The sequence below is a fragment of the Lunatimonas lonarensis genome (genome assembly GCF_000390185.1).
GTDB classification, from domain to species: Bacteria; Bacteroidota; Bacteroidia; order Cytophagales; family Cyclobacteriaceae; genus Lunatimonas; species Lunatimonas lonarensis.
The window spans coordinates 1-24,745 of sequence record NZ_AQHR01000001.1 but is presented as its reverse complement, the minus strand read 5'-3'; the positions used below and the strand labels follow the sequence as shown (position 1 = coordinate 24,745).

At 47.1% G+C, this 24,745-nt stretch carries 21 protein-coding genes and 1 tRNA gene; 8 read left to right on the top strand and 14 right to left on the bottom strand.

Translation table 11 applies throughout. The features are described 5' to 3' along the window. Positions 1–7: 7 nt before the first annotated feature. The 8 genes from ADIS_RS00110 to pdeM all read right to left on the bottom strand — a co-directional run bounded on the left by ADIS_RS00110 (position 8) and on the right by pdeM (position 7,874). The gene (locus ADIS_RS00110) at positions 8–2,893 is read right to left on the bottom strand and encodes a TonB-dependent receptor (RefSeq protein ID WP_010852179.1); all 2,886 of its coding nucleotides are present in this window, start codon (positions 2,891–2,893) and stop codon (positions 8–10) included. A 349-nt stretch (positions 2,894–3,242) separates the two neighbouring features. Continuing rightward, the gene (gldC, locus tag ADIS_RS00105) at positions 3,243–3,581 is read right to left on the bottom strand and encodes a gliding motility protein GldC (protein WP_010852177.1); all 339 of its coding nucleotides are present in this window, start codon (positions 3,579–3,581) and stop codon (positions 3,243–3,245) included. Positions 3,582–3,656: 75 nt separating this feature from the next. Beyond that, the gene (locus tag ADIS_RS00100; protein WP_316931184.1) at positions 3,657–4,571 is read right to left on the bottom strand and encodes a bifunctional riboflavin kinase/FAD synthetase; all 915 of its coding nucleotides are present in this window, start codon (positions 4,569–4,571) and stop codon (positions 3,657–3,659) included. Between the two features lie 4 nt (positions 4,572–4,575). Beyond that, complete coding sequence (gene truB / locus ADIS_RS00095) at positions 4,576–5,265, bottom strand: tRNA pseudouridine(55) synthase TruB (RefSeq protein WP_238325339.1); 690 nt, start codon at positions 5,263–5,265, stop codon at positions 4,576–4,578. Then, the gene (locus ADIS_RS00090; RefSeq protein WP_010852174.1) at positions 5,250–6,047 is read right to left on the bottom strand and encodes an undecaprenyl-diphosphate phosphatase; all 798 of its coding nucleotides are present in this window, start codon (positions 6,045–6,047) and stop codon (positions 5,250–5,252) included. The genes truB and ADIS_RS00090 overlap by 16 nt, the downstream gene beginning before the upstream one ends. Before the next feature lie 3 nt (positions 6,048–6,050). Next, a complete protein-coding gene (locus tag ADIS_RS00085; protein WP_010852173.1) occupies positions 6,051–6,254 on the bottom strand; it encodes a DUF3098 domain-containing protein in 204 nt (67 codons plus the stop codon). Positions 6,255–6,281: 27 nt separating this feature from the next. Then, positions 6,282–7,172 (bottom strand): cell division protein FtsX, encoded by an 891-nt coding sequence (locus tag ADIS_RS00080; protein ID WP_010852172.1) that lies wholly within the window; start codon positions 7,170–7,172, stop codon positions 6,282–6,284. A 24-nt stretch (positions 7,173–7,196) separates the two neighbouring features. After that, positions 7,197–7,874: a ligase-associated DNA damage response endonuclease PdeM gene (pdeM, locus tag ADIS_RS00075; RefSeq protein WP_010852171.1), complete on the bottom strand. Its 678-nt coding sequence runs from the start codon at positions 7,872–7,874 to the stop codon at positions 7,197–7,199. Positions 7,875–8,086: 212 nt separating this feature from the next. On the opposite strand from pdeM, the gene ADIS_RS00070 reads away from it, so the two are divergent. Further along, on the top strand, positions 8,087–9,931 hold the full coding sequence (locus ADIS_RS00070) for a CocE/NonD family hydrolase (protein WP_051113232.1): 1,845 nt from the start codon (positions 8,087–8,089) through the stop codon (positions 9,929–9,931). A 95-nt stretch (positions 9,932–10,026) separates the two neighbouring features. Here the strand turns inward: ADIS_RS00070 and surE are convergent, their stop codons facing one another. The 4 genes from surE to dnaG form a co-directional block, all read right to left on the bottom strand. After that, positions 10,027–10,815 carry a 5'/3'-nucleotidase SurE gene (surE, locus tag ADIS_RS00065; protein ID WP_010852168.1) on the bottom strand — a complete coding sequence of 263 codons (789 nt, stop codon included), beginning with the start codon at positions 10,813–10,815 and terminating at the stop codon, positions 10,027–10,029. Further along, a complete protein-coding gene (locus ADIS_RS00060; protein WP_010852167.1) occupies positions 10,816–11,463 on the bottom strand; it encodes a hypothetical protein in 648 nt (215 codons plus the stop codon). A gap of 124 nt (positions 11,464–11,587) precedes the next feature. Further along, entirely contained in the window at positions 11,588–12,820 is a 1,233-nt protein-coding gene (locus tag ADIS_RS00055) for a bifunctional 3,4-dihydroxy-2-butanone-4-phosphate synthase/GTP cyclohydrolase II (RefSeq protein WP_010852166.1), read from the bottom strand. Positions 12,821–12,874: 54 nt separating this feature from the next. After that, a complete protein-coding gene (dnaG, locus tag ADIS_RS00050) occupies positions 12,875–14,800 on the bottom strand; it encodes a DNA primase (RefSeq protein WP_010852165.1) in 1,926 nt (641 codons plus the stop codon). Between the two features lie 323 nt (positions 14,801–15,123). Between dnaG and ADIS_RS00045 the strand changes: the two genes are divergently transcribed. From ADIS_RS00045 to ADIS_RS00020, 6 genes are all read left to right on the top strand, one after another. Beyond that, positions 15,124–16,218 carry an Mrp/NBP35 family ATP-binding protein gene (locus tag ADIS_RS00045; RefSeq protein ID WP_010852163.1) on the top strand — a complete coding sequence of 365 codons (1,095 nt, stop codon included), beginning with the start codon at positions 15,124–15,126 and terminating at the stop codon, positions 16,216–16,218. 5 nt (positions 16,219–16,223) lie between these two features. Further along, the gene (locus ADIS_RS00040; RefSeq protein ID WP_010852162.1) at positions 16,224–16,472 is read left to right on the top strand and encodes a NifU family protein; all 249 of its coding nucleotides are present in this window, start codon (positions 16,224–16,226) and stop codon (positions 16,470–16,472) included. Positions 16,473–16,509: 37 nt separating this feature from the next. After that, positions 16,510–19,548, top strand: coding sequence for a M43 family zinc metalloprotease (locus ADIS_RS00035; protein WP_010852161.1), 3,039 nt, complete (start codon positions 16,510–16,512; stop codon positions 19,546–19,548). A gap of 126 nt (positions 19,549–19,674) precedes the next feature. Then, complete coding sequence (locus ADIS_RS00030; protein WP_010852160.1) at positions 19,675–20,448, top strand: PASTA domain-containing protein; 774 nt, start codon at positions 19,675–19,677, stop codon at positions 20,446–20,448. Beyond that, complete coding sequence (locus tag ADIS_RS00025; protein WP_010852159.1) at positions 20,448–22,307, top strand: T9SS type A sorting domain-containing protein; 1,860 nt, start codon at positions 20,448–20,450, stop codon at positions 22,305–22,307. The genes ADIS_RS00030 and ADIS_RS00025 overlap by 1 nt, the downstream gene beginning before the upstream one ends. A 4-nt stretch (positions 22,308–22,311) precedes the next feature. Further along, entirely contained in the window at positions 22,312–22,617 is a 306-nt protein-coding gene (locus ADIS_RS00020; protein WP_010852158.1) for a rhodanese-like domain-containing protein, read from the top strand. Positions 22,618–22,634: 17 nt separating this feature from the next. On the opposite strand, the gene ADIS_RS00015 is transcribed toward ADIS_RS00020, so the two are convergent. Together ADIS_RS00015 and ADIS_RS00010 are read right to left on the bottom strand one after the other, a co-directional pair. Then, positions 22,635–23,744 (bottom strand): site-2 protease family protein, encoded by a 1,110-nt coding sequence (locus ADIS_RS00015; protein ID WP_010852157.1) that lies wholly within the window; start codon positions 23,742–23,744, stop codon positions 22,635–22,637. Next, a complete protein-coding gene (locus tag ADIS_RS00010) occupies positions 23,737–24,363 on the bottom strand; it encodes an HAD family hydrolase (RefSeq protein WP_010852156.1) in 627 nt (208 codons plus the stop codon). Before ADIS_RS00010 ends, ADIS_RS00015 begins: the two co-directional genes overlap by 8 nt. A 196-nt stretch (positions 24,364–24,559) precedes the next feature. Between ADIS_RS00010 and ADIS_RS00005 the strand changes: the two genes are divergently transcribed. Then, a tRNA-Ile gene (locus tag ADIS_RS00005) sits at positions 24,560–24,633 on the top strand. Positions 24,634–24,745: the final 112 nt, after the last annotated feature.

The following is a 24,745-nucleotide window of genomic DNA, read 5'->3' as shown; positions in this document are numbered from 1 at the left end:
GCAGGTTTTAGTTCAAAAGTTCGTCGAACGTGATGGAGAGGTAGTAGATAGCACCGATGGTCGGGCCTCCAAAATTGAGAATGTATCGGTTGTTGAATACGTTCGAACCTCCCAGTTTTACGATGCTCTTAAGGCTGCTTAACCGATAGCTAACTTGCGCGTCTACATTGTGGAACTCCGGTACATCTCCTTGCGCAAAGGAAGACTCCCACCTGAAGCCCGTTTGGTATCGATAGGCGACGTTGAAACCAAGGGTTTTGGTTACCTTTCTGTTGCCGAACATGATGTTTGTTTTGTGTTCCGGTGTGTTGAAATCCGATATGAACCCTTCTTCAAACTCGGTGATCAGCCGGTTAAAGTTGTAGTTTCCGCTTATAGTGTAGTTCTTCGGTAAGTTATAGGTAATACCGATAGCGGCACCATGTGCCCTGACCTCTCTGTCCACCACGTTTGTGTACGTCTGAAAGGTGTTTTCCTGACCGGGTATGGTTACCGGAGTGAGAAGGGTTGGGGCATTGATGGCATTGATCGCCCCCTGATCGGTGTTCAGTGCGGCTCCGGGAAATACCGGACCTGGCGCTTTCCGTACCGCGGTCTGTGTGATGAAATCGTTGTAGATGTTGTAGTAGTAGGCAAAATCTATCAACAATCGGTTGTTGTTGAGCAGTCCTTTGTATCCGACTTCCATGGATTGCACTTGTTCCGGTCGGAGATCGGGAAGAGACTCTACACGTTGGAGCAATGCCGTTGCCGCTGGATCAACCGGGCTGGCACCTGCACCGACTGCTGCTGCATACCTCTGTACTGAAGCTAGACTAAAGGCGTTATCAAATATGTTGTATTTTTCCCGGTAAAATGGTAGGCCACCGATCAGTCGCGCAGAAACCACGTTAAGGTCAATATGTTGGCCTTGGGTAGTAGGCATTCGGAAGCCGGTTTGGTAAGATGCCCTAAAATTGCTGTTTCCCTCCGTCCAGACACCAGAAATCCGGGGACTGAACTGACCATCGAAGTTCTCGTTTTTGTCGTACCGGATGGATCCGGTGATTTTAAGCTTATCATTTGCTACCCGTTTGGCTCCCTGTACAAAGGCCCCTATCTCTTGAATGGTGATATCATTCCCCTCCACATCCGCAAATATGGTACCGTTGGACCGTAGGTCGTAGATACGATAGGAACCGCCCGCCAACAGGTCCATAAACTGGATTTCATTTTTAAAATTATATTGACCTTCCACCATATTCATCTGGGATTGGTCATTGAAAAGTGCTCCTTGAGGAATCACTTGGCTACGGATTTGGGAGGCAGCTTGGTTGAACTGCGCGGATCCCGGTGCAAATCGCCCTACATCCGCCTGTTGCCTTGCAAATTGATGGGCCTGCGCTTGCTGAGCTGCCGTTCCCATGGCACCGGGGGCTACCTGCTGCTGTGCCAGTGCCCCCATGTAGTTCAGGGTATACTCCCCAAACCACGTCGCGTTGTTTTTCCACGCATCGTTGATGTTTACACCGAGGAGGTCGGCTATGTAGGAATCACCGGAGTCTTCTCGGGTAGTGTAGGCCCTTACAAAGTAGTTGTCCCCTTTTAGCTCCAGCTTGTGCTGGGTGATGTGGAAGTTGTTTAGCGAGTACCGTTGTGCGCCTGTATATACCGAGGTGCCCGCTCCATAGTTCAGGGTATAGGAAAGTTCGGACCGGTCGTTGATCCGGTAGTGTAGTGCACCGTTGAGTTTGTAGTTTTTTGCGCCATAGTCCACTAGATACCGTTCTTCATATCCGGTTCTCGAAACGATCTGGTCTGGGATACTGCCAATGTAACCTCCCAAACCAAGTGCGTTTGCTTGTGCTTGGATGGCAGCCACGTTGCGGAGGAGACCGATATTGTTGGATACCTCATCCCCGAATACGTGTACCTGATTCTCGCCGGGGTTAAAGGGCAGATTGCCCTGTGCCTCGCGGTTTAGGTCGGTTGGGTCAGTGCCATGCCAGTCGGTTGCCTCAAGAAAAGATGCGCTGATCTTGAATGCGAACTTGTTGTTAAATGCATGTGCATACCGAATTGCACCCTCATACATGGGTTGGGGCGAAGTGGGCTCACCGGGTCTCCCGTTAATATGGTTGAATCCTTGCTTGTAAAAAGCACTTAGTCCCTGGTACTCGAAGGGGCTTTTACTGTTTACCAGTAGGATACCATTAAATGCGTTGGGGCCATATAGCGCAGATGCCGCGCCTGGTATAAATTCCACGCTCTCAACATCCAACTCAGAGGGACCGTTCAGGTTGCCTATAGGGAAGTTCAATGCCGGAGCCTGAGTATCCATTCCGTCCGTTAGCTGCACAAATCGGGTGTTTCCGGTAGAGTTGAACCCGCGGGCATTAAGGATTTGAAAATTGATCGAGGACGAGGTGACATCTACCCCCTTTAGATTGGCGATGGCTTTGTAGTAGGAGTCGGAGGCTGTTTCCCGGATGGCCAAAATGTCCATTTTCTCGATAGATACCGGAGATTGCAGGATGCTCTCCTCTACGCGGGACGCCGATACCACCACTTCCTGTCCCAGAAAGGTTTGCTCTGCCAAGGAAACGTTCAGTCCCCTTACCTCCGCCTGGGTGATTTCAATTTCCTGGGTAGTAAAACCAACCATGGAAAACACCAAAGTAAGGGGAGGCGATTGGTTTACCTGTAGGTTAAAGTTACCATTAATGTCCGTTACTGTTCCCAATACCCGTCCCTTGACAAGGATATTGACGCCGATAAGTGCATCTTTGGTATCTGATTCGGTTACTTTTCCCGAGATGATGGTTTGTTGGGCTACCGCTGCTGGCAGCAGTAGGATGGCACCCAAGAAAACCAACAACGATACTTTTTTGGTAAAGAGGTACGTGTGCTGCATATAGATTTTAGGTTTATCGTACTCAACTAATTGAATTTGTTGCCGTTGTGCTTAAAATGGATTTTTTGTTGAAAGCTGTTTACTGTTTTGCCTTGGTTAATGATGATCTAAACGAAATTTACCAAAAAGTTGGTGAATTTTCTAGGTGTTTTTTTTCAATTTAAATTTGAAATTTGGCAATTTTTAATGCTAAATCATTAGATCGGCAAATTGCTGCCTATGTATTTTATCAAAAAATTAGGATGTCTTCCTGTGATAATTAAATTTTGGTAATTTTTGCAAATGAAACGGTTTAAAAAATTGGAATAACCGTTTCATTCGAGATAAATCAGGCAAAGTATAAGGACAATTATTGTTTTTTATTTTCTTCATTCACGTGCGTTACCAGTCTGTCGCAAAGGTCTTTTATTTCTTCTGCGTAATACTCGTCGCCCGTGGCATTTAGGATCGTCTGTGCCATCCCGCCCAGTATGTCTATATAAAAGCGTTTCATCTCGACTACCGACATGTCATCAGTCCAAAGATCGATGCGCAGGGTGTTATGGTTTAAGTTGTCCCAGACGTTCAGGCTTATGCTCCGGGTAGATTCCATGCCCTCCGCTTCCTTGTCGGTGGCATTCCACTCAATAGACTTGGGAAGGTTTTTTTCGTCAAGTGTAACTGAGAAGTTGATTTCTGATTTCTTCATCTTTCTATAATTATTGTTTTTAAATCCGGCTATCCGATATTTTGGAGCCTTTGGCGTGCCCTTGCCGGGTCTTTCCTAGTTTATTCGAAAAAAGGCCAGTGCCTCGTTTTTGTCTTTTTCCAGTTGTGCTCTCAATTCGGCGAGATTTTGGAATTTTTTTTCGCCTCGGAGATATCTGAGAAAATGGATTTCCAATGTCTCTCCGTACAGATCCCCTTCGTAATCGAAGAGGTGAACCTCTATGGTCTGAGGCGATTCGGAGAGCGTTGGCCGGTTTCCTATATTCAGCATTCCTTTGAATTCAGACCCTCGGTGGGTGACCCTAACCACGTAGGCACCATCTTTTGGTATGAGTTTATGGGGTTCTGACGGGTATATGTTGGCTGTCGGATAACCGAGTTCCCTTCCCAATTGGTTCCCTTTTATAACCGTTCCGGAAAGCTCATAGGGCCTTCCCAGAAAGTTTCTGGCAGTCTGCAGGTCAGCGGATTCCAATGCGTGACGAACCTTGGTGCTACTAATCCCAATTTGGTCGATATCTTCCCTTGAAATCTCTTCCAATTCAAAGCCGAACCGCTCCTGGTTTGCCTGCAAATACTCAAACCCGCCTTCTCGGCCTTTGCCAAATCGGTGGTCATACCCGATTACCAGTGTTTGGGTACCTATTTTCTCCACCAGGATCTGTTGGATAAAATCCTCCGAAGTCGTTGCCGCAAATTCTGAATCAAAAGGAATGCTGATGAGATGATCAATACCGAAAGAAGCCAGTAAACGTTGCTTTTCAGCTTCGGTTGAAAGCAATTTGATGGGGGGGCTTTCAGGTTTCAGTACCAGACGGGGATGCGGCCAAAAGGTAACCAAAACAGACTCTCCGCCGTTTTGCGCGGCAATCTCCTGAAGTCTCACCAGTATTTTCTGGTGACCAAGGTGAACGCCGTCAAAGGTGCCAATCGTCACCACGGGGTTCTTGATTTTTGGGAGTTTATTCAAATCCCTATGGATTTTCATGCCGCGCTTCTTTCAATTTTTCGATTAGGTCTGGCAATTGATCTGCATCATCTAAACGAAGGTTTCCAATCCGGGTTCTGACCAGGCGCGATAGATATGCCCCAACCCCCAGAAGCTCTCCAAAATCTCGGGCGAGGCTTCGTATGTAGGTCCCCTTGGAGCAAACAATCCGAAAGTGGACTTCTGGCAGGTTAACGCCTGTAATTTCAAAATCGCTGACCGTCACCGGTCTAGGATCCATTTCCACTGTTTCACCTTTTCGGGCGGCTAGGTATACCCGCTTCCCATCTTTTTTAATGGCCGAATGCATAGGTGGCACCTGCAAAAGGTCACCTGTCAGCTTTGTACTGGCAGCCAACAGATCCTCTGCCTGAATATGGCCAATCTCCGAAACATCTTTGATTTCCCGTTCCAAATCAAAGGACTCCGTTGTCTTCCCGATCACAAAGGTTCCTTCGTATTCTTTTTCCTGACTTTGGTAGCGGTCGATTTGTTTGGTCATCTTACCGGCACATACGACTAGGAGTCCGGTAGCAAGTGGATCAAGAGTGCCTGCATGGCCTACTTTTTTGACTCGCAATGCATTCCTTACCTTCTTTACGACATCAAATGACGTCCAGCCATACGGCTTGTCGATCAAAAAGACGATACCCTCGTCTGTCATGACACGATCCATCCACCTACAATTGCTATAAGCCCTACTATCAGGCAATAAACGGAAAATATGGTCAGCTTACTTTTCTTTACCAGCTGAATCATCCAAGAACAAGCAAATAGACCGGCTATGAAGGCTGCGACAAATGCAACCGCCATTACCCCAAATCCTTCGCTTTCATAATTTAGGGCACCGTCTACGATGTCCTTGCCTATTTTGCCTATTATCAATGGAAGTACCATTAGGAAAGAAAATCGGGCAGCTTTTTCTTTATCAATGCCCAATAATACAGAAGTAGAAATCGTAGCACCGGATCGGGAAATACCCGGCAGCATCGCGATTGCCTGTGCAAGCCCAACGATGATAGCGTGCGTGGTGGAGACAGGTTTGCCGGTATTTTTGGCCCTATCGGCGAGAAAAAGGAGAAGTGCAGTGATCAGCAGCATGCTGCCAACAAAGATAATCTTTCCACCAAAAAACTGCTCCAGTTCCTCCTCAAAAAACAACCCGATAACGACGGCTGGGATCATCGAGAGTATAATCCGAAAGACAAACTGGGTTTCATCGTTCCATCGGAACGCTAGCAAGCCTTTCAGGATTTCAAGGATATCCTTTCGGAATACGACAATGGTACTCAGTGCTGTGGCAAAATGCACTACTACGGTAAAAAGGAGACTTTCTTCCGGAAGCGAGGTTGTTCCCAACAAAACAGCGGCAATCTCCAGGTGCCCACTGGAAGAGACAGGCAAAAATTCGGTCAAGCCTTGGACAATGCCCAAGACGATGGCTTCAAAGAGGGTCATGAATTAATTTTTAGGTTGATGAAAAATAGCGTAAAACTGGAACATAAACCCTCCCAAGGTAACGATAGGCCCAAGGGTCAGTCCCATAAAACCAAAACCATGAGGCTCTCCGTCCAACCCAATGATGGTAAAGCCCAAGATGATCATGGCAAGCCCAATGATCATCAGCTGGTAATTTTTACGCTTAAAAGGAAAAGCATTTTTCATAATACAATCATTTATGGTTTAACGGCGTTAATAAAGTTCATCCAGTGACATATTCAGGTACTTATTTACTGCTCTCAACGTGCTTATCAGCGAGAGTATGGCACCCAATAATACCAATCCACCAAAAAGGATCAATAGCCATTCCAGGTTGTATAGTAGATTAAATCCTTCGATCATTTGCCTGCCATATTCCATAAGCGCAAAAAGCATCGCCGAAGCAAGGATTCCGCCAAAGGATCCGAAAATAAACGCCCTCCAAAGAAATGGCCTCCTGATAAAAGCCTTGGTAGCGCCTACCAACTGCATACTTCGTATAAGAAATCGTTGTGAAAACAGTGCCAACCGAATGGTATTATTGATAAGGATGATGACTGTGATCAAGAGGATCAACACAAACGCTCCGAGAAACATGCTTACTTTCACCAGATTCTTGTTTATGGACTCAACGAGATCGTTCATATAGGTCACTTCAAACACCCCTTCCATCAGCTGTATCTCCCTAACAATGTCTTCTAAAAGTTCAGGTGTTTGAAAAGATTCCTCTACTGAGAATGTGAATGTATCCCTTAGCGGGTTTTCATTGAGAAACTGGGTAAAGTCTTCTCCTATTTCCGTTGTGAATATTTCGGCAGCTTGGGCCTTGGAAATATAGGTGAAGCGTTTTTCCCCTTCCTTTTCAAGAATATAGGGTTTTGACTGGATTATGTTTTCAATTTTTTTTATCTCCTGATCCGAGAGGTTTTTGTTTAAAAACACCTGGATTTCGATGTTTTCACGGATAAGAGACGTGAGAGCCTTTGCCTGCAGCAAAATCAATCCAACTAAGCCGGTGATAAACAAAGACAGGGTAATACCAAATAGAACGCTGCCGAATTTGTAGCTGCCTAGATTCGTTTTTTTGCGCTGCGGTTTGACCATTTTCAGTACTCTAAACCGTCAAAATTAACGAGATGTCGCGTCTAAACCAACCTTATCGGATAAATTCATTGGAATTACTTGGGTTGGCGTAACCAAGAATACGCGGTCACCGGGAGTGGGCTTCATGGCGTACAATCCTGTGAGATTACCAAACGCAGGTAAAATGAGGGTGCTTCCCTTCAGAAAGAAGCAGGGCATCGTCATTCGTTGGCGTCCCCTTCCTTTAAGGGTTACCCCGGGATGTATATGGCCGCATAGGAAAAAAGTGGAGGTGTCCAAATCCAGGGGAGGTTCATGTTGTAGACATAACTTACCCATTTGGACACATGTGTTGTGTACCTGCAAAATGGAAGAGGAGTATACGGAGTCAGGAAGCACGTCGTGGTTGCCTCGTATCAGGTGAAAAGTTGCCTCTGTGAAATGTTTGAGAAAGGATTCCAAGGCCTCCCATTGTATGTTCCAGGCACTATGAAACAAATCGCCCAGAAAAAAAACATGTGCTGGCCGGTAATCGGCCAGCAGTCTTGCCAAGGTATGGTAGTCCCGTTCATGCGCGGATTCAGCGATGGGAATACCCGCTTTGCGAAAGTGACCGGCTTTGCCAAAGTGTGGATCTGCAAGCAATAGAGACCTCCTTGACGGTATCCATACCGCTTTTTCTTTCAGTAGTATAGCCCGTTCTTTTCCAAGTAGTATTTCCATCCAAGTTGTTTAACATGGTGAAGGTACAAACTTCTTATCAAAAGGATCGGAATGCCCGGTTAAAGAAATGTGGGTAATGGCTGTCCTTCCGTTTTTTGGAATAGCCTTTTATGTATTTTTGAGGGGTTTTTGGATACCAATGTATTGATATTGATAAAAAGAATGGATAGCTTGTAGGGCATAAAGCAATTCACCAAACCATTCGTTTCTATATGATATCACCTGTAAGTCTTTTTCGAATCAGCGTAGGATCTTCCCGCTGGGTTATTAGGGTATCGATGCTCTTTGTTGTCTTAGTGGTACTGGGTTCGTTTTCTGAGGTGCCGCCTACACTTACTGAGTCCGACCCAGTCCTAAACGAGGTACGAATACTGCGACAACAGGCCATACCCATGAGGGACGGCACAATTCTGTATGCGGATCTCTACATGCCCAAGAATCCAGGAAAGTACCCGGTTATTGTAACTAGGACTCCCTATGGCCTACAGCGTGAAAATGTGCACCATGAACGTATGACCAAGTTTGCCCAAAGGGGGTATGTAGGCATTGTACAGGATGTCAGAGGCAGGTACGAGAGTGATGGGAAGTGGGAACCTTTTCGGGATGAAGCCAATGATGGATACGATACAATCGAATGGATAGCGAAACAGGAATTCTCCAACGGCAAGATTGCCATGCAGGGGGGATCGTATCTGGGTCATAACCAATGGGCGGCAGCTACGCAATCCCCACCAAGTCTGGATGCGATTTTTCCTTCAGTTGCCTCCACTAATATTTATGCAAATTGGCTTACCATGGGCGGCGCATACCGCCTTAGCTTCAATTATGGGTGGGGCGTGGTTCGAATGCCAAATAGGATCATGTTGCCTCAATATTGGCATACAGCGTCCTATACCCCGGAGGAATTGAGGTATGAGAACATCCTGATGCATTTGCCTCTTAAAGACGGCGATCTCCAAAGCGGCGGGTATGCTGTGCAGCACTATAGGGATTGGATTGAGCATGATAGTTACGATGCTTACTGGAAGGAGATCAGCGATGAGGAACGTTTCGAGAAGGTGTTGGTTCCAGCCTATAATACCGGAGGTTGGTTTGATATCTTTCTGATGGGTACCTTAAACGGTTATACGGGAATGAAAGCGAGGGGCGGCACACCTGCGGCCCGGCAGGGAACCAAATTGTTGGTAGGGCCTTGGGGACACGGTCCCGGAACCAAGTTCGGAGATTTGGACTTTGGTGCCCATGCGTTTGTCGACTTATACGAGGAAGAGCTTCGTTTTTACGACTATCACCTGAAGGGGATACAGAATGGGCTGGATAAAGAGAAGCCGGTTCGAATTTTCTACATGGGTGAAAATCAATGGAGGCACGAGGATGATTGGCCGGTTCCGGGAACTCGGTACCGTGAATTGTTTCTGACAGGCGACAGTCCTGCCAATACACTGCGGGGAGGAGGGAAGTTGACCTTTGAAAAGCCATCAAAAGCAGGGATAGATAAGTACGCCTACGACCCCAACCACCCGGTGATGACTTACGGAGGAAACAACTGTTGTGGTACGCCCACTATCGCTGGCCCAAAGGATCAACGGGATATCGAGCGAAGAAATGACGTGTTGGTTTATACCTCTGAATACCTGACCGAATCCTTGGCAGTTGCCGGTCCGATCAAGATGAAACTGCATGCGGCCACAGACGGGCCGGATACCGACTGGATGATAAAGCTGATCGATGTCTATCCGGATGGCAGTGCTTACCCCGTATCTGAAGGGATACTACGGGCTAGGTTTAAGGATGGATTGGATAAGGTGAATTTGCTGACACCAAATGAGGTGTATGAGTTTGAAATCGAAATGATGGGAACCGCTAATGTATTCAAGCCAGGTCATAGGATACGGATCGATATTACCTCCAGCAACTTTCCGCAATTTGACCGAAATCCCAACACCGGAAAGCCCCTAGGCAGTGATTCGGAAACAAGGATAGCACAACAGACTATCCATCACGGGGGTACCCGTCCCAGCCACATTGTCCTGCCGATTGTCAGGGGATTTGAATAAGAATTGACAAAAAGGTGTAGGAATTTTATCGTATCGCCACCTATACCGCATAAAAAAAGAGGCTGTCTTTATACGGAAGAAAGCCTCTTTTTTTTTCAAAGGTTTTTCAACTGTTCCCAATCCCAGTCGTTGTTGATTTGGGAAATTGCGTGATGTGCCGTTAGGTCAAATTGACAGGGAACCACAGACACGAAATTATTGGCGATTGCCCACTCATCATTGTCTTCTCCCTTATCGAAATTCACGAAATTTCCAGCCATCCAAAAATATTTTTGCCCATTTGGGTCATACCGTTCGTCGAAATCTTCCTGCCACTTTGCCCTGGCCTGCCGGCAAATTTTGATGCCCTTGATGGGTTCATTTCGCTTGGGAGGAAAGTTGACGTTCAGGGCCACTCCTTTGGGTATCCCGTTATAAAGTACCTGTTCGGCAATGGACTTGACAAAATCCTCCACATGGGAAAAATCGGCTTTCGTACTGTAGTCGCATAAGCTGAATCCAATGGAAGGAAGACCCTCTATGGCTCCTTCAATGGCTGCCGACATCGTCCCTGAATACAGGACACTGATGGATGTGTTACTTCCGTGGTTAATGCCGCTCACCACCAAGTCAGGTTTTCTGTCCTTCAACACATAGTGTTTGGCCAGTTTGACGCAGTCGGCGGGAGTGCCACTTGACTTATATGCGACTACATCCTGAAAAAGCTCCTCCTCGGAGAGCCGAAGTGTGTTTCCAATGGTGATGGCATGACCCATACCAGACTGGGGACTATCGGGTGCAACGACCACAACGTCTCCTAGGTCTTTCATGATATCTACCAATACGCGTATACCACGAGAGGTTATGCCGTCATCGTTGGAAACAAGAATAAGGGGTTTATCCATTTACGAATTTTGTTTTTTTAACTGGTTGTAATAGGAGGTGATTCGAAGTAAATCACCGCGCTTGTCATGCGACAGCCTGTTTTTTCTCATATACAACCGCAACTCCGAAGAACGGTCGTCCATAAGTTCGAAGAGGTCTCTCTTTTTCTGGCTGTACTTCTGAATATTGTTGCCCGCCAAGAAGTAATAATCGAAAGCCAGTCGGTTGAACCCCATCATAGGTGGGCCCCACATCGGCCCCATGTACATGCCGCCCATGCCCATCCCGTTCATTCCCCGGTTATCGACGGTAATAAACTCCCTACAAAGTAATGTAACCTCCTGACCTTCAACCAATAGTTCAAAAAACATCGGTACTTTGTAGTCAGAGGTGGCAGCGTAGGGTAGGGAGTAGAATACCCGAATACCGCCATAGTATTCATCGAAAATTTCGAATCGGGTAACGGCAACCGCACCGTAGGTCTCTACCGATTCGTTGGCAATACTGACAATATTGTTGTCCAGGTCGTATTTTACCTTTCCCTCGATGAGGGCACCGTTTTCCAGAAATACCTTTCCGTTATGCCAGATTTGAGAGGGAAACTCCTGTGCATAGCTCCCCACAGTGGCAAGCATGCAGATCACAAAGACATTTAGGATATTTTTCATGGTAATTTACTTGATTTTGGTCTCTGTAACTAGTACGAAATTTTTTGGCCAAATGTTGAAGCACCCACGCTTTGGACTAGATACATTAGCTAAAAACCAACTTTAGTGTAATTCAAAACCCATTCTAAATCTTGGTGTTGTCCCGCAGCAAGATCGTATGGCCCATTTTATCTTTTTTCGTTTGTAGGTACCGCTCATTGTGTGGATTGGGTGCAATTTCCAACGGCACTGTGTCCACTATCTCCAGCCCATAGCCCAGTAACCCCGCTCGTTTGGTGGGATTATTGGAAATAAGGCGGATTTTGGAGATGCCAAGGTCTCGGAGAATCTGGGCACCAACGCCATAGTCCCGTTTGTCCATCGGAAAGCCCAAGGCCAAATTAGCCTGAACGGTATCCATGCCCTCTTCCTGTAGTTTATATGCCTTGAGTTTATTGACCAATCCTATGCCACGCCCCTCTTGGTTCATATACAAAACCACGCCCTTGCCCGCCTCCTGCACCATTTCCATGGCTCGGTGCAGTTGGGGGCCACAGTCGCACCTGCAAGAGCCGAATATGTCACCTGTTACGCAGGAGGAGTGAACCCGTACCAGTACTTTTTCGTCCTTTTCCCACTTCCCTTTGATCAAGGCCATATGGATTTCCTGCGTGTTGGTTTGTTCGTAGGCAATAAGCTCAAAATCCCCCCAAGCCGTGGGCATATCGACGCCTATTTCACGCTTGATAAGGGATTCATTTTTAAGGCGATAGGCTATCAAATCTTTGATTGAAATCAGTTTCAGATTAAACTTTTTTGCCACATCGATCAGATCCGGTAGCCTCGCCATGCTACCGTCCTCATTCATTATTTCCACGAGAACACCGGCCGGCTTTAGCCCCGCCAACCTAGCTAGGTCGATGGCAGCTTCTGTATGCCCAGTCCGTCGCAATACACCGCCGCGTTTTGCCTTCAGCGGGAAGATATGGCCCGGTTTTCCAAGTTCCGATGGTTTAATGCTGGGATCTACCAGTGCCCGGATGGTCTTGGCGCGATCACTAGCAGAAATACCCGTAGTACACCCATGCCCAATAAGGTCTACCGACACGGTGAAGGGAGTTTCAAAGACAGCCGTATTGGATGTCACCATCATTTCCAGTCCCAATTCATCGCAACGATCTTCGATAAGGGGCGCACAGATAAGTCCACGGCCATGAGTTGCCATAAAATTGATGATCTCAGGGGTGACTTTTTCCGCTGCGCAGATAAAATCACCCTCGTTTTCCCTGTCTTCATCATCCACCACGATGATCACCTCACCGTTTTTGATTGCGGCGATTGCTTCCTCTATAGGATCCAACTTTATTTCTTCTTTCATTTTTTCGCTTTGCTATAGATACCATTTGCCGCCTGATCCAGGTCCATTTCCTAGTCAATGGGATATGACCGTCCCTAGGTGCCGGTCTATTTCGACTTGGTATCTTTTGATCTCCATGTAAACCTGCTGCAAGTCCTCCACCTCGTTCACGGGAGCAGATTTAATTTTTTCCAATAGTTCATGCAGCATTTTTTTCAATACCCGTTTCTTTAAACGCAGAACACCGTCGTAGACTGTTTTCGCCAAATTATCCGCCTCTTTGGCAGTAAATATTTGATACCTTGTCTCCCAAAGGGAGGATAGTTCGTATTTTTGGGTGATCATATTGATTATCTCCCGCTTCCCTTCCCCTTCCGCAGTGCTCAGGAGGTATTCTGGAGTGGGTAGTATTCCTTTCCGAAGGACCTGCCTGTAGTCGTCGAATAGCTGCTTAAACACCGGCGTCTCGAATTTTAGTTCCTTGGTTTCTTCGATCAGGTACTCACACACATGCAACTCTTCACCGATTTTTTCGATCCCGTAGTTGATCAGAAGCCTCAGAACCTCCCTTTCCTGCGATATTAACTGCCTTTGCCCATCAAGTTTAGGATCGGTTGGTGCGATGGGCAACAGATCCTCAGGGAAGTCGGATGTCGCATTTGGGGGTGTTTCCTTTCCCTTTTGCTGGGCCTTTAAGATGATTTTGTTGAGCTCCATCAAGATGAGCTCCTCTTCCAGTTCCATGGATCGGGAGGTCTCCTTGATGTAGAAGTTGCGGAGTATTGGATCGGGAATTTTCGCGATGCTCTGTACGATCTGTCTTACAGTTTCGGCCTTTTTGATCGGGTCTGTTCTGTCCTCTTCTTGGGTTAGGCTGATTTTGAACTTAATAAAATCCTGCGCGTGGGATTTGAGATACTCCCCGAAGGCATCAGCGCCTACTTTCTGCGAAAAGCTATCCGGATCCTCCCCTTCTGGAAATACCACTGCCTTAACGGTCAGGCCTCCTTCCAACAACATATCTATGCCACGCAGGGACGCCTTTATTCCCGCAGCGTCACCATCATACAGCACAGTGACGTGATCGGTAAACCGCTTGATAAGCTGGATCTGATTTTCGGTAAGAGAAGTGCCCGAAGACGCTACTACGTTTTCTATACCGGCTATATGCAAGGACAGTACGTCGGTATATCCTTCTACGAGAAAGCAATTATCCTTTGCCTTGATTGCTTTTTTGGCCTGATAAATACCGTAGAGGCTGTCGCTTTTGTGGTAGACCGCGGTTTCCGGGGAGTTGATGTATTTGGGCTGGTTCTTGTCCTTTTTTAGGGTTCTGGCACCAAAGGCAATCGGTTTTCCGCCCACGTTATGAATGGTGAACATAACACGGCCCCGAAAGCGGTCATAAAAGCTCCCCGGTTGGTTTTCCCGTGCCAGGATCAGTCCTGCTTTGGTCAGCTCTTCAGGCGTGAACCCGGCAGTTTGGGCAGCATTGGCCAGGTGATCCCAGCTATCCATCGAATAGCCCAGATCAAATTTCTCAATGATCTGCTGGTTAAACCCCCGTTCCCTAAAATAGGATAGGCCTATACTTTTTCCCTCTTCGGTAGCAAGATTGAGCGAGAAGTGCTCCTTCGCGTAATTAAGCAGCAAAAAAAGCCTTTCTTTTTCTGAAAGGGCCCTTTTTTGCTCGGGCGTTTGGGCATGCTCTTCTTCAATCTCAATCCCATACTTTTGTGCTAGGTGCTTGATCGCCTCGGCAAATCCAATGCCCTCTATGTCCATGACGAACTGTATGGCATCACCGGCTTTGCCACAGCCGAAGCACTTATAGATTTGCTTGCTGGGGGAAACTGAAAAAGAGGGGCTTTTTTCGTTGTGAAAGGGGCAACAGGCCCAAAGATTCTGCCCCTTTTTTTTTAGCTGAACGTAATCGCCCACGACTTCCTCTATATCTGCCCGTTCGCGAACGGATTCGGTGGTGTGATTACTAAAGCTCATATAAAGGGATCAATTAGGTAATTGCAAATATACACAAAATTATTCTCTAAGGGGGAGAACTCATGCTATCGAGCGGTGCGGAGAGGCTGCCTTGGTGAAGGGTGCTTTAGACTGCAAATGCCGAGTGCGCGCATGAAAAACCAATTTTGGATTTTAGGGGTTGTGTAGTGAGCGGTGTTGTTGTGCTTCAAGTCACAGGCTCGGAGGATACGGGTAAGAGTCTATTGGAAGGATTGCCTACATTGCTCCGGGATACTCCCCATGAAAAATTTTAATTAAAGGTTTATTCAGACTAAATTGCGTAAAATTTCGTTTATCGTACCATGGTTCTTACAGAAGAGAATATTTTGCAAGTGCTTTCCACCGTCCAGGATCCTGACCTAAAAAAGGACTTGGTGTCACTCGGCATGATTCAGGATCTTAAAGTTGATCCTGCACGTGTTTCGTTCAAAGTCGTTCTTACTACGCCGGCCTGCCCTCTAAAGGAAATGATCCGGAGCGAATGCGTTCAGGCACTGGAAAAGGCATTTGACGATCTTCCGGAATTGGATATTTTTATGACTTCCAATGTAACGACATCCCGTAGCAATACTCCGTTGCTTCCAGGTGTGAAGAATATTGTGGCCATTGCTTCCGGTAAAGGAGGCGTGGGTAAGTCGACCTGTGCGGCAAACTTGGCAGTCGCTTTAGCGCAGACCGGTGCAAAGGTTGGGTTGATAGATGCCGATATTTTCGGCCCATCTGTACCAACCATGTTTAATGTGGAGGGCGAGCAGCCGGCGGTGAAAAATGAAGATGGCAAAAACATCATCGTGCCTATCGAACAGTATGGTGTTAAATTGATGTCGATAGGTTTTCTTACGCCAGCGGAGAGTGCCGTGGTATGGAGAGGGCCAATGGCGAGTTCCGCGTTGAAGCAGTTTATCGGAGACGTAGCCTGGGGTGAGTTGGACTACTTACTGTTGGATCTTCCCCCAGGAACATCCGATATTCACTTGACCATGGTGCAGACCGTCCCAGTAACGGGTGCGGTTATCGTAACAACACCTCAAAAAGTGGCCCTTGCGGATGCGACTAAGGGGCTAACCATGTTCCAACAACCGCAGATCAACGTGCCGGTATTGGGAGTGATCGAAAACATGGCCTATTTTACCCCCGAGGAATTGCCTGACAACAAGTATTATTTGTTTGGAAAGGACGGCGGCAAGCGATTGGCCCAACGGTTTGATGTGCCTTTTCTTGGCGAGGTGCCCATCGTGCAGGGTATCCGGGAAAGCGGTGACAGTGGGTTCCCTGCTGTACTTAAAGAAGGGGTTACCTCGGATGCTTTTCAGTCATTGGCAGAAAGTGTGGCCAGGCAGATTGCGATCCGAAATGCGGAGAAAAACAAGACAGAAGTGGTTCAGATTAAAAATTGAAAAGCATGTTAGATCAATTTAAAGATCAGATTGAGGCGGCATTGGATACCATACGTCCGTACTTGGAGGCAGATGGAGGGAACGTGAAAGTTGTCGACCTCACGGAGGAAATGGTGCTGAGGTTGGAACTAACCGGAACCTGCAGTTCCTGCCCCATGTCCTCTATGACGCTCAAAGCCGGAGTGGAGGAAGCCATCAAAAAGGCCATACCCGAAATTGTGAAAGTAGAGGCAGTAAATGTTGAAGTGGCCTAGGGATTGCAGCCGCTGGTTATCTTTTTTTACCCAAGTAATGCCGTTGGCTGTAGCTTGGGTTTTTGTGTTTACGGCTGGTTTTTCGGCCTCTGCCCAGCAAGCGGTTGACGTAACCGACCACTCCTCCCTACATGTTCACGATGAAAAATGCGGAGCAGTGTTTATGGAGCAGCTTCAGGAACGGGAACTGGGGGTGTTTGGGTCTAAGGAGTATTTTGAATCCTGGCTGGCACGAAAGAAAAAGGAGGTGGCGGCCACCGGTAGCCGACTTCGGCAGATGGAGGATAGCGAAATCCGTAGGATCCCTGTTGTAGTCCATATTATCCACACTGGAACACCCGTGGGAGTGGAAGCCAATATTCCGGATGCCCAGGTTTTTTCCCAGATTGAAATTCTTAATCAAGACTTTAGAAGGTTGAACCCCGACGCAGTAGATACCCCTCCTGAGTTTGTAAGCGTTGCTGGCGATCCCAGGATAGAATTTGTTTTGGCCAAACAGGATCCAAGCGGGATGCCCACCAACGGGATTAACCGGGTGCGTGGACCCCGTGATTCTTATCCGCTTGGTTTCAACGCCCAAATCAGCGAACTGGCCTATTGGCCTGCGGAAGAATACTTGAATCTGTGGGTGTTGCCGTTACAATCTCCCAATATCGGGTATGCAAGTTTCCCCGTGGCAAGTAACCTTCCTGGCCTGAATTTTCCTCCACCAACCCGAATGACCGATGGCGTGACTATTGACTATCGGTATTTTGGCGTAGGAGGTAATGCACTGCCGGTATCAAGAGGACGAACTGCCACCCATGAAGTCGGCCATTTTTTTGGCTTAAGGCACATATGGGGAGATGGTGGTTGTGGCATAGATGATTTTGTGGATGACACCCCGGAACAGGGCTTCTTTACGGTAGGCTGCCCGCCCCATCCCAGATCCAGCTGTAGCTCCGTGGATATGTTTCAGAACTTCATGGATTATACCTCCGACGTATGCATGAACCTGTTTACCCAAGGACAAATAGAACGTATGAATACCGTGTTGGCCTTTAGCCCACGAAGGAATTCGCTGTTGACCAGCCGTGGTTTACAGGAGCCGGAATTGCTTCAGAACAACCTTCAGTTGGACAAAATCATCGATCCTTTTCGTTTTATCTGCTCGGAAGAGGTAGTTCCGAAAATCGTGGTATCCAATGTGGGGGAGAATCTGGTCGAACAGGCGGAAGTGCAGATTCGTCTCAACGATCAGGTACTACAAACCCGTTCTTTTGATTTGTTTCTGTCTGTTGGTACAAGCGATACCCTCTTTTTTGACCCGATAGTCCTTACTTCCTCGTTCAATTTCTTTGAGGCCGAAATACTGACAGTTAATGGAGGCGAGGATGAAGACCCCTTTAACAACTATTTGAATTCCATGCCTTCCATAGCCTCGACTACAGGGCTGCCGTTCCTACAATCAGAGGAAGGTTTGGAGCGTTGGGATATATTTAATCCCGATAATCTCATTACCTGGGCTCCCATCATGCTGTCTTTGGACGGAGTCTCTGAGGAGGCGGTATTTCTCAATGGCTTCAATTATAACCTTCAGGGTGAGGTGGATTATTTGATAAGTCCGGTATTCAGCCTGGTAGGTATCGACAATCCTCAGCTTTCTTTCGACCTGGCTTTTGCACCCTTTGACAGCGACCAGTTTCAGGATGGTTTGATGGTAGCCGTATCATTGGATTGTGGCAACACCTTTGATGCGATGGACTACTTGTACAATAGACGGGACGATTCGCTCGCCACCCAGCCTCGGACGTTCATCGAGTTTTTCCCAAGCAGAAGAGACCAGTTCAGAAAGGAGGTAGTAGACCTTAGCGCCTATGCGGGCAACGAAAGTGTACGGGTTGCGCTGCTATCCGTAAACGGTTTTGGCAACAACATTTTCGTCAAGAACTTGGCTTTGCACGACCAAGAGGTATATCGGTACAACTTTCGCATAGCGAAAAAGACCAGTCCGTTGCCAATAACCGCTGGGTTGCAGGAGGTGGATGAAGTAGTGATCGAAAACACTGGTAACCTACCTATAGAGGGGTTTTTGGTAGATGTTTTTATGAACGGTCGTTCCTCTGAGGTCACCACGCTTTTGATTACTGATTTTGGATTAGGTATTGGGGAATCAAGGCCATTGGAATTGCCTGACTTTTATCGTTTTGGGCAAAACCGAATAGACTACCGGATTTATCGGCCCAATTTTGACCAGAATGGAAGGAATAGCAGCAACCTTCGTTGGCATATCGTGCAGGACAGTTCTTCTATCGCGGTGCCTTGGCGGCAAGACTTTGACCGTACCGAGGCGCTTGGGCGATGGATAAGGATCAACCCGGAACGAAATTTTTCTTCATGGCGGGTTTTATCGGAAGCAGCCTCAGGCAATAACTTTCTGGGTCTTACGGCGATCGAACGGGGGGATTCTTATTGGTTTGCCTCGCCTGTCTTTGATCTAAGTGGCACCGACCGGGCTGGCTTGTTTTTCGTTTGGTCTGGAGCAGGTTTTTCTACTTCTTCGGAGTTGGCCTTTGAAGTATGGGTAAGTACAGACGGGGGAGTTACCGGCACCTCGGTATGGCGAACGGAGGGAGGGGCGTTAAATACCGGCGAATCTGGACAACCGCCAAGCGTTGCTAGTCCCGAACTCAACCGGAGGGAGTTCATCAATTTTTCTCCCTTTACGGGCCAGGACAACGTAAGGGTGTATTTTAAGGTAAGTGATCAGGGTGCACCTGGGGCCTCATTGTTTCTGGATGATTTGGAATTATTTCTTTCCGATAACCCGAACCCTGTAGATCCAGGGTTGAACAATACCGCTTTATTTCCAAATCCGGCAAGGGAGCGTTTTCAGTTAGCCTTCAACTTTTCGGAGTTTGAAGAGGTAGTTATCCGCGTTATTTCGCCAGACGGAAAAGTGGTTTTGGAGGCGGTGAAGCCCCATACCCTAAACCAAACCTACACCTTCGACACGGTCAAGTTTTCGAAAGGAGTTTACATCGTCCAAATAAGCAGTAGGTTTTTTGCGGTTACCAAAAAGCTGATAATAAACTAGCCGGTTTGAACGTTCGCTTTTTCGTGAGTGGCCTAAATGCAGACGAGCTTTGTTGGGTAGCTGACTACCTTTGGAGCTAAAAATTGGTTAGCTTTACGTTTGATTGCATTGTCTATAAAACCTGTTATGGAAGGAATTGGAAAAGGATTGAAGAAGCTGGGCATTCATGTGGGCATGATGCTCGGTATATTGATGATACTGTTGTTTCTTTTTTTTAACATTTATCTACCGAACTACACCAATCATGGGGAAACGGTAACCGTTCCTGACTTGGAGGGTATCCACTATTCCGAATTGACCGGTTTTCTTTCCTCCCGCGATTTGCGCTACGAGATTACGCTGGACAGTGGATTTGTGGCCGATGCCAAGCCGCTTTCGGTGTTAAAACAAAACCCAAAGCCGGGGGCTAAGGTAAAGCACGACCGTAAAATATACGTGACACTAAATGCCGAGAATCCGCCTCTGATCAAAATGCCCAGCTTGGTGAATACCCCGCTGAAAAACGCCCAGGAGATATTGGCAAATTATGGGCTGGTGCGGGGAGAAATTATCTATGTGCCCGATATTGGCATGAACGTCGTGTTGGAACAAAAATACAGAGGTAGGGATATCAGGGAGGGCTTTGAGATTCCCAAAGGCTCCCAGATCGATTTGGTAGTAGGGGATGGCTATGGCAATCAAAGCCTCGATATGCCGAATCTGATCGGCATGGACGATATAGAGGCCGAGTTTTTGATCGTAGGATCGGGTCTGCGGCTCGGTAGGATCAATTACGTAAAGACAGATACTGTTCCGAAAGGGACGGTTATTCGGCAGCTGCCACCTGATGGTGTGGTGGCTAAAACCGGAGAGTTGGTAGATATATGGGTGTCGATTTTGGACGATTCAATAAATTTTTGATGATCGTTGACAGGGTCATAGCGGTTACCCTATTTTTTATCCTAGCTGTGGGTGTTGCCATGCCAGTCATGGGTCAGATCCAACAGCTTCCGCTAGTGAATGCTTCGGAGGCTCCTTCGACCGACGGCATGAATCAACCCTACGCAAGGCAGGCAGCAGAGGTGCTGAATTTGCCTTTTTGGGATGATTTTTCAGCAGATACCCTCAACCGGCATCTGTGGGAAAATCGGGGCGTAAATCGTTCCGCATCTATGGGTATTAATCCCCCCTCGGTTGGGGCAGTTTATTTGGATGGCGTAGATGAGGTGGGAAACCCCTATTCCCGTGACCGCCTGGCAAACGGGGAAGGCGATCGGCTTACCTCGCTTCCCATCAATCTCTCCACATTGACACCTTCGGAGCGGCAAACGGTTTTTTTGAGCTTTTTCTGGCAGGCAGGTGGTAAAGGTGAAATGCCGGACGCGACTGATCAATTGGAGCTCCAGTTTCTGAACAGTTCTGGTGAGTGGATTGTAGTTTGGGAGCAGTCGGGCGGCTATGAACTGAATCCTAATGTGTTTGTTCAGGAGATTATACAGGTTGGAGAACCGTTTTTACACGGCGCGTTCCGGTTTCGTTTTCAGTATGTAGGACGGTTGTCCGGGCCTTATGATACTTGGCTGGTCGATTATGTTTATTTGAATAAAGGTCGGCAAGCTTCTGATTTGTTTTTCGAAGATAGGGCACTTACCCAGCTACCCAACAGTCCCCTAGGGCGCTATGCTGCCTATCCCTATTTTTGGTTTGGCGCTTCCGCCACACAGGATCCCGTGAGAATCGCCGCTCAATTTAATAACCTGAGTAATCGGTTTCGGGCCATGGAATATACAGTTACCCTTAGGGATGCCCAAACCAATTTATTGCTGAGGGAGCTTAATGCCAATACGCCCCTAATTCCCGTGCCACTAGCGCGGGAGAGGCGGGATTTCTTCAGTGCCCCGTTTGCAGGTTTGGATTTACAACTTGCCGAAGGGTTTGATTTGGAGACGACCGTATATTTATCTACGGGTGATGGTTTTAAAGTAGCCCAAGTGGTTGGTAGGGATACGATCTTTGAGCCATCTGTTGATTTCCGGATAAATGATACCGTCCGGACAATTACGCCCCTACGGGACTTTATTGCATACGATGACGGTTCCGCAGAATACGCTGCGGGAATCAATCAAACATCAGGTATGCTGGCTGTCCGGTACCAAGCCCCAGCACCGGCCTTTGTAACGGGAGTGAGCATTAATTTTACCAACTTTCTACAGCGGGGAACAGTGGTTGAGTTATCGGTCTGGGATTCCCTTGGCCGCAATGCTGTATTTCGGCAGGATGTGGTGATTCCCGAATGGCAGGCACCCAATGAATTTGCGTATTTCCCAATAGATACCAACGTTCGGATAGCTGGAAACTTTTATGTCGGTTTCACCCAGTTTACCAATGATTTTGTCCATGTTGGGTTGGATAAAGCATCGGACACCGGTGATGAGGTGTTCTTTAACGTATATGGTGAATGGGAGCAAAACGAAACCGTGCGGGGCAGCCTGATGATACGTCCCCATGTTTCGTCCAATCCTCCGTTTCCGGTGGTTCCGGGTGATGCGGAGGCAGCGTTTCTCCTCTACCCCAATCCCTCTAATTCAGATAATGTCGTTTTGCTGGGCAGGGCAGATGAAATTCGGGTGTTTGATTTTCAGGGAAGGGAAATTAATGTACCGATAGAATCGACCGAACAGGGTAATTTGATTAGTTTTGTAAATCGGCAACGGGGTTTGTACCTTGTTCGCATTCTTTCACAAAATCGATGGACATCCATTCGATTGATTATAAAATAGACCAATGGAAGATATTACCGTAGGAGAATTGAAAGCCCGCCTTTCCCGCAACGAAGAATTCCTTTTTTTGGATGTGCGCGAGGAGTATGAGTATGAAGATGATAACCTTGGTGCATTGAATATACCTTTGGGGGAGCTTCCTGACAAACTCGATGAATTGGAAGCTTACAAGGGCAAAGAAATAATCATACATTGCCGGTCTGGTGCACGGAGTGGGAATGCAAAGAATTTTTTGATGGCAAAGGGATTCGAAAAGGTGCGAAACGTACTTGGCGGCATTTTGGCCTACAGATCCTTGGAAGAAGAATAGGCGTTTCCACAGCCCGTTTATTTGATGATAAAAGGCTGTGGAATAAAACAGAGTATAAATATCAGAATAGCTATCCAGCCCAGTAATTTTTGGGTGGCGCTCAAGGGTCTATTGTCGGCCACCGATGGGTGCTGAATGCCGAGGATTCTTCCCAGTAAGAAAGCAAAGAACAACCAACCGCTGTATCCCTCTAATTTGGGGAAGAAACTGACAAGGGAATACTGCAAAGCGACAATGAGTAAAGCGATCATCAGCTTGTTAGTGGTGGGAAGGCCGGACTTGGAATAGCAGATAAACACGAAGCCCACATAAAGCGGCAGAGCAACCAACAGGTACCCAAACTCCTCAAAGGGAGATACCACCCCCAATCCAGCGAAGAATATAAAAATCGTATAGGCACTGAAGGAGATGCTTCTATGGTGCTTGGGGAATAGGCCAAATACCACATGTCCTCCATCCAGCTGCCCGATAGGCAATAGGTTCAGCGCGGTAAAGAATAGTGCCAAATAACCGGCAAACAAGTATGGATAATGAATGACTTCGGACATATTGGGCATTTTTTCGGGATCTGCTAAGGTTTTTTCCAGTAGCCAAAATAGTAGGTTGTAGCCCAGCTTGAGATCCATAACTCCTTCCTGATTATCAGGGTCAAACGTAGGATCCAAGTATTCGGGGTGGATTTCGTATATAAAATCCCCGTCCGGAAGGTGGATAAATCCATAAATTAGTACACCGAAGGCCAATACAAAGCCTGCTAGAGGTCCGGCTATCCCTACATCAAAAAATATCCGTCTACTGCTGACCCGGTCCTTCATTTGGATGATGGCACCAAAGGTACCAATCGAAGGTGCCCCCAGAAAGCCTAACCAACCCGGAATGAAATAGGGTAGTGATGCCCTAACTCGGTAATAGATCGATGCAAACAGGTGACCGAGTTCATGGATCAAAAGAATACCGATGAAGGGTATCGAAAACTCTAGGGAAAGAAGAAAATACTCCCAGGTCAGCGGGCGTTCCGATGACAATATACTGCGTCCGAATAGCCATTCTCCACCTGCCAGCGTTGTGGCTAGCAAGGTCAGTAAAAAGAGGAGGCTATGCTTTGCATACTCCTTTGGACTATACATTTTCAAAAAACTCAATCAATGCCTTCGGATGGGTGATGTGATGGGTCTGAATACCAAGGCTCCTGGCTCCCTCCAGGTTAGCTTCGAGGTCATCGAAGAACAGGCATTCCTCTGGCTTTCCGCCAATTTCGTCCAATACGGCTTGATAAATGGCTTTATCGGGTTTTCGTAATCCCATTTCGTGACTCAAAAACAGTTTGTCGAACAGTGCTGGCCAAGCCGACCCCAACCGTTTTGCAAACAACTCGTCCACTACTTTGAAGTGGATCGAGTTGGTGTTGCTGAGCATATAAATTCCATAATCCGATTTGAGTTTGGCCAGCAGCTCAAGTCGTTCATTGGGTATATCCACTAAGAGAGCGTTCCAAACTTCGTCTATCCATTCGTCTTGCCAATTTTGGCCGAAATAGTCTCTGACCCCGTCCCTAAATTCAGATTCGGTTATTTTGCCCATTTCAAGTTGAAAATGGGTGTTGGAAACCATAAACTGTCTCGCGTGTTCGTGAAGGTCCTCAGGTAGCTTGCTGTATAACTTGTTGAACGTTAAGGAATAGTCGATGTCGTAAATAACATTGCCTAGATCAAAGATTAAAAATTTAATATCCGGAATGTTTTTCATACGTGTTGAAGTTGTTAAATTAAATCCAAATATGTAACATTGCAGTCCCAAAAGCAAGGTGTTGCCATAGGATGACAGCTAAAAAATGTCAAGGGTTCCAGATATCAATTCGGACTCCGGTGGTTAGCGATTCTGACTATCCTCCAGATAGCTATCGGGACGATAGGGGCAGGAGGTAGCTTAAGATAGATAATTTGGGCCTATAGCTCAGTTGGTTAGAGCTTCTGACTCATAATCAGGAGGTCGCTGGTTCGAGCCCAGCTGGGCCCACATACAGCCGCTTAGATATTCTAAGCGGTTTTTTTATTTTTAGGGTATGGAAAATCCCTGCGTCTATGTAGGGTCTGCTTAAAAACTCACACATTCAATATAGCTAAACCTG

Bases quoted from the DNA above. Each gene is read 5' to 3' on its own strand.
- ADIS_RS00110 (WP_010852179.1), bottom strand. From the start codon at position 2,893: ATGCAGCACACGTACCTCTTTACCAAAAAAGTATCGTTGTTGGTTTTC.
- gldC (WP_010852177.1), bottom strand. From the start codon at position 3,581: ATGAAGAAATCAGAAATCAACTTCTCAGTTACACTTGACGAAAAAAAC.
- truB (WP_238325339.1), bottom strand. From the start codon at position 5,265: ATGGATCGTGTCATGACAGACGAGGGTATCGTCTTTTTGATCGACAAG.
- ADIS_RS00090 (WP_010852174.1), bottom strand. From the start codon at position 6,047: ATGACCCTCTTTGAAGCCATCGTCTTGGGCATTGTCCAAGGCTTGACC.
- ADIS_RS00085 (WP_010852173.1), bottom strand. From the start codon at position 6,254: ATGAAAAATGCTTTTCCTTTTAAGCGTAAAAATTACCAGCTGATGATC.
- ADIS_RS00080 (WP_010852172.1), bottom strand. From the start codon at position 7,172: ATGGTCAAACCGCAGCGCAAAAAAACGAATCTAGGCAGCTACAAATTC.
- pdeM (WP_010852171.1), bottom strand. From the start codon at position 7,874: ATGGAAATACTACTTGGAAAAGAACGGGCTATACTACTGAAAGAAAAA.
- ADIS_RS00070 (WP_051113232.1), top strand. From the start codon at position 8,087: ATGATATCACCTGTAAGTCTTTTTCGAATCAGCGTAGGATCTTCCCGC.
- surE (WP_010852168.1), bottom strand. From the start codon at position 10,815: ATGGATAAACCCCTTATTCTTGTTTCCAACGATGACGGCATAACCTCT.
- ADIS_RS00060 (WP_010852167.1), bottom strand. From the start codon at position 11,463: ATGAAAAATATCCTAAATGTCTTTGTGATCTGCATGCTTGCCACTGTG.
- ADIS_RS00055 (WP_010852166.1), bottom strand. From the start codon at position 12,820: ATGAAAGAAGAAATAAAGTTGGATCCTATAGAGGAAGCAATCGCCGCA.
- dnaG (WP_010852165.1), bottom strand. From the start codon at position 14,800: ATGAGCTTTAGTAATCACACCACCGAATCCGTTCGCGAACGGGCAGAT.
- ADIS_RS00045 (WP_010852163.1), top strand. From the start codon at position 15,124: ATGGTTCTTACAGAAGAGAATATTTTGCAAGTGCTTTCCACCGTCCAG.
- ADIS_RS00040 (WP_010852162.1), top strand. From the start codon at position 16,224: ATGTTAGATCAATTTAAAGATCAGATTGAGGCGGCATTGGATACCATA.
- ADIS_RS00035 (WP_010852161.1), top strand. From the start codon at position 16,510: ATGCCGTTGGCTGTAGCTTGGGTTTTTGTGTTTACGGCTGGTTTTTCG.
- ADIS_RS00030 (WP_010852160.1), top strand. From the start codon at position 19,675: ATGGAAGGAATTGGAAAAGGATTGAAGAAGCTGGGCATTCATGTGGGC.
- ADIS_RS00025 (WP_010852159.1), top strand. From the start codon at position 20,448: ATGATCGTTGACAGGGTCATAGCGGTTACCCTATTTTTTATCCTAGCT.
- ADIS_RS00020 (WP_010852158.1), top strand. From the start codon at position 22,312: ATGGAAGATATTACCGTAGGAGAATTGAAAGCCCGCCTTTCCCGCAAC.
- ADIS_RS00015 (WP_010852157.1), bottom strand. From the start codon at position 23,744: ATGTATAGTCCAAAGGAGTATGCAAAGCATAGCCTCCTCTTTTTACTG.
- ADIS_RS00010 (WP_010852156.1), bottom strand. From the start codon at position 24,363: ATGAAAAACATTCCGGATATTAAATTTTTAATCTTTGATCTAGGCAAT.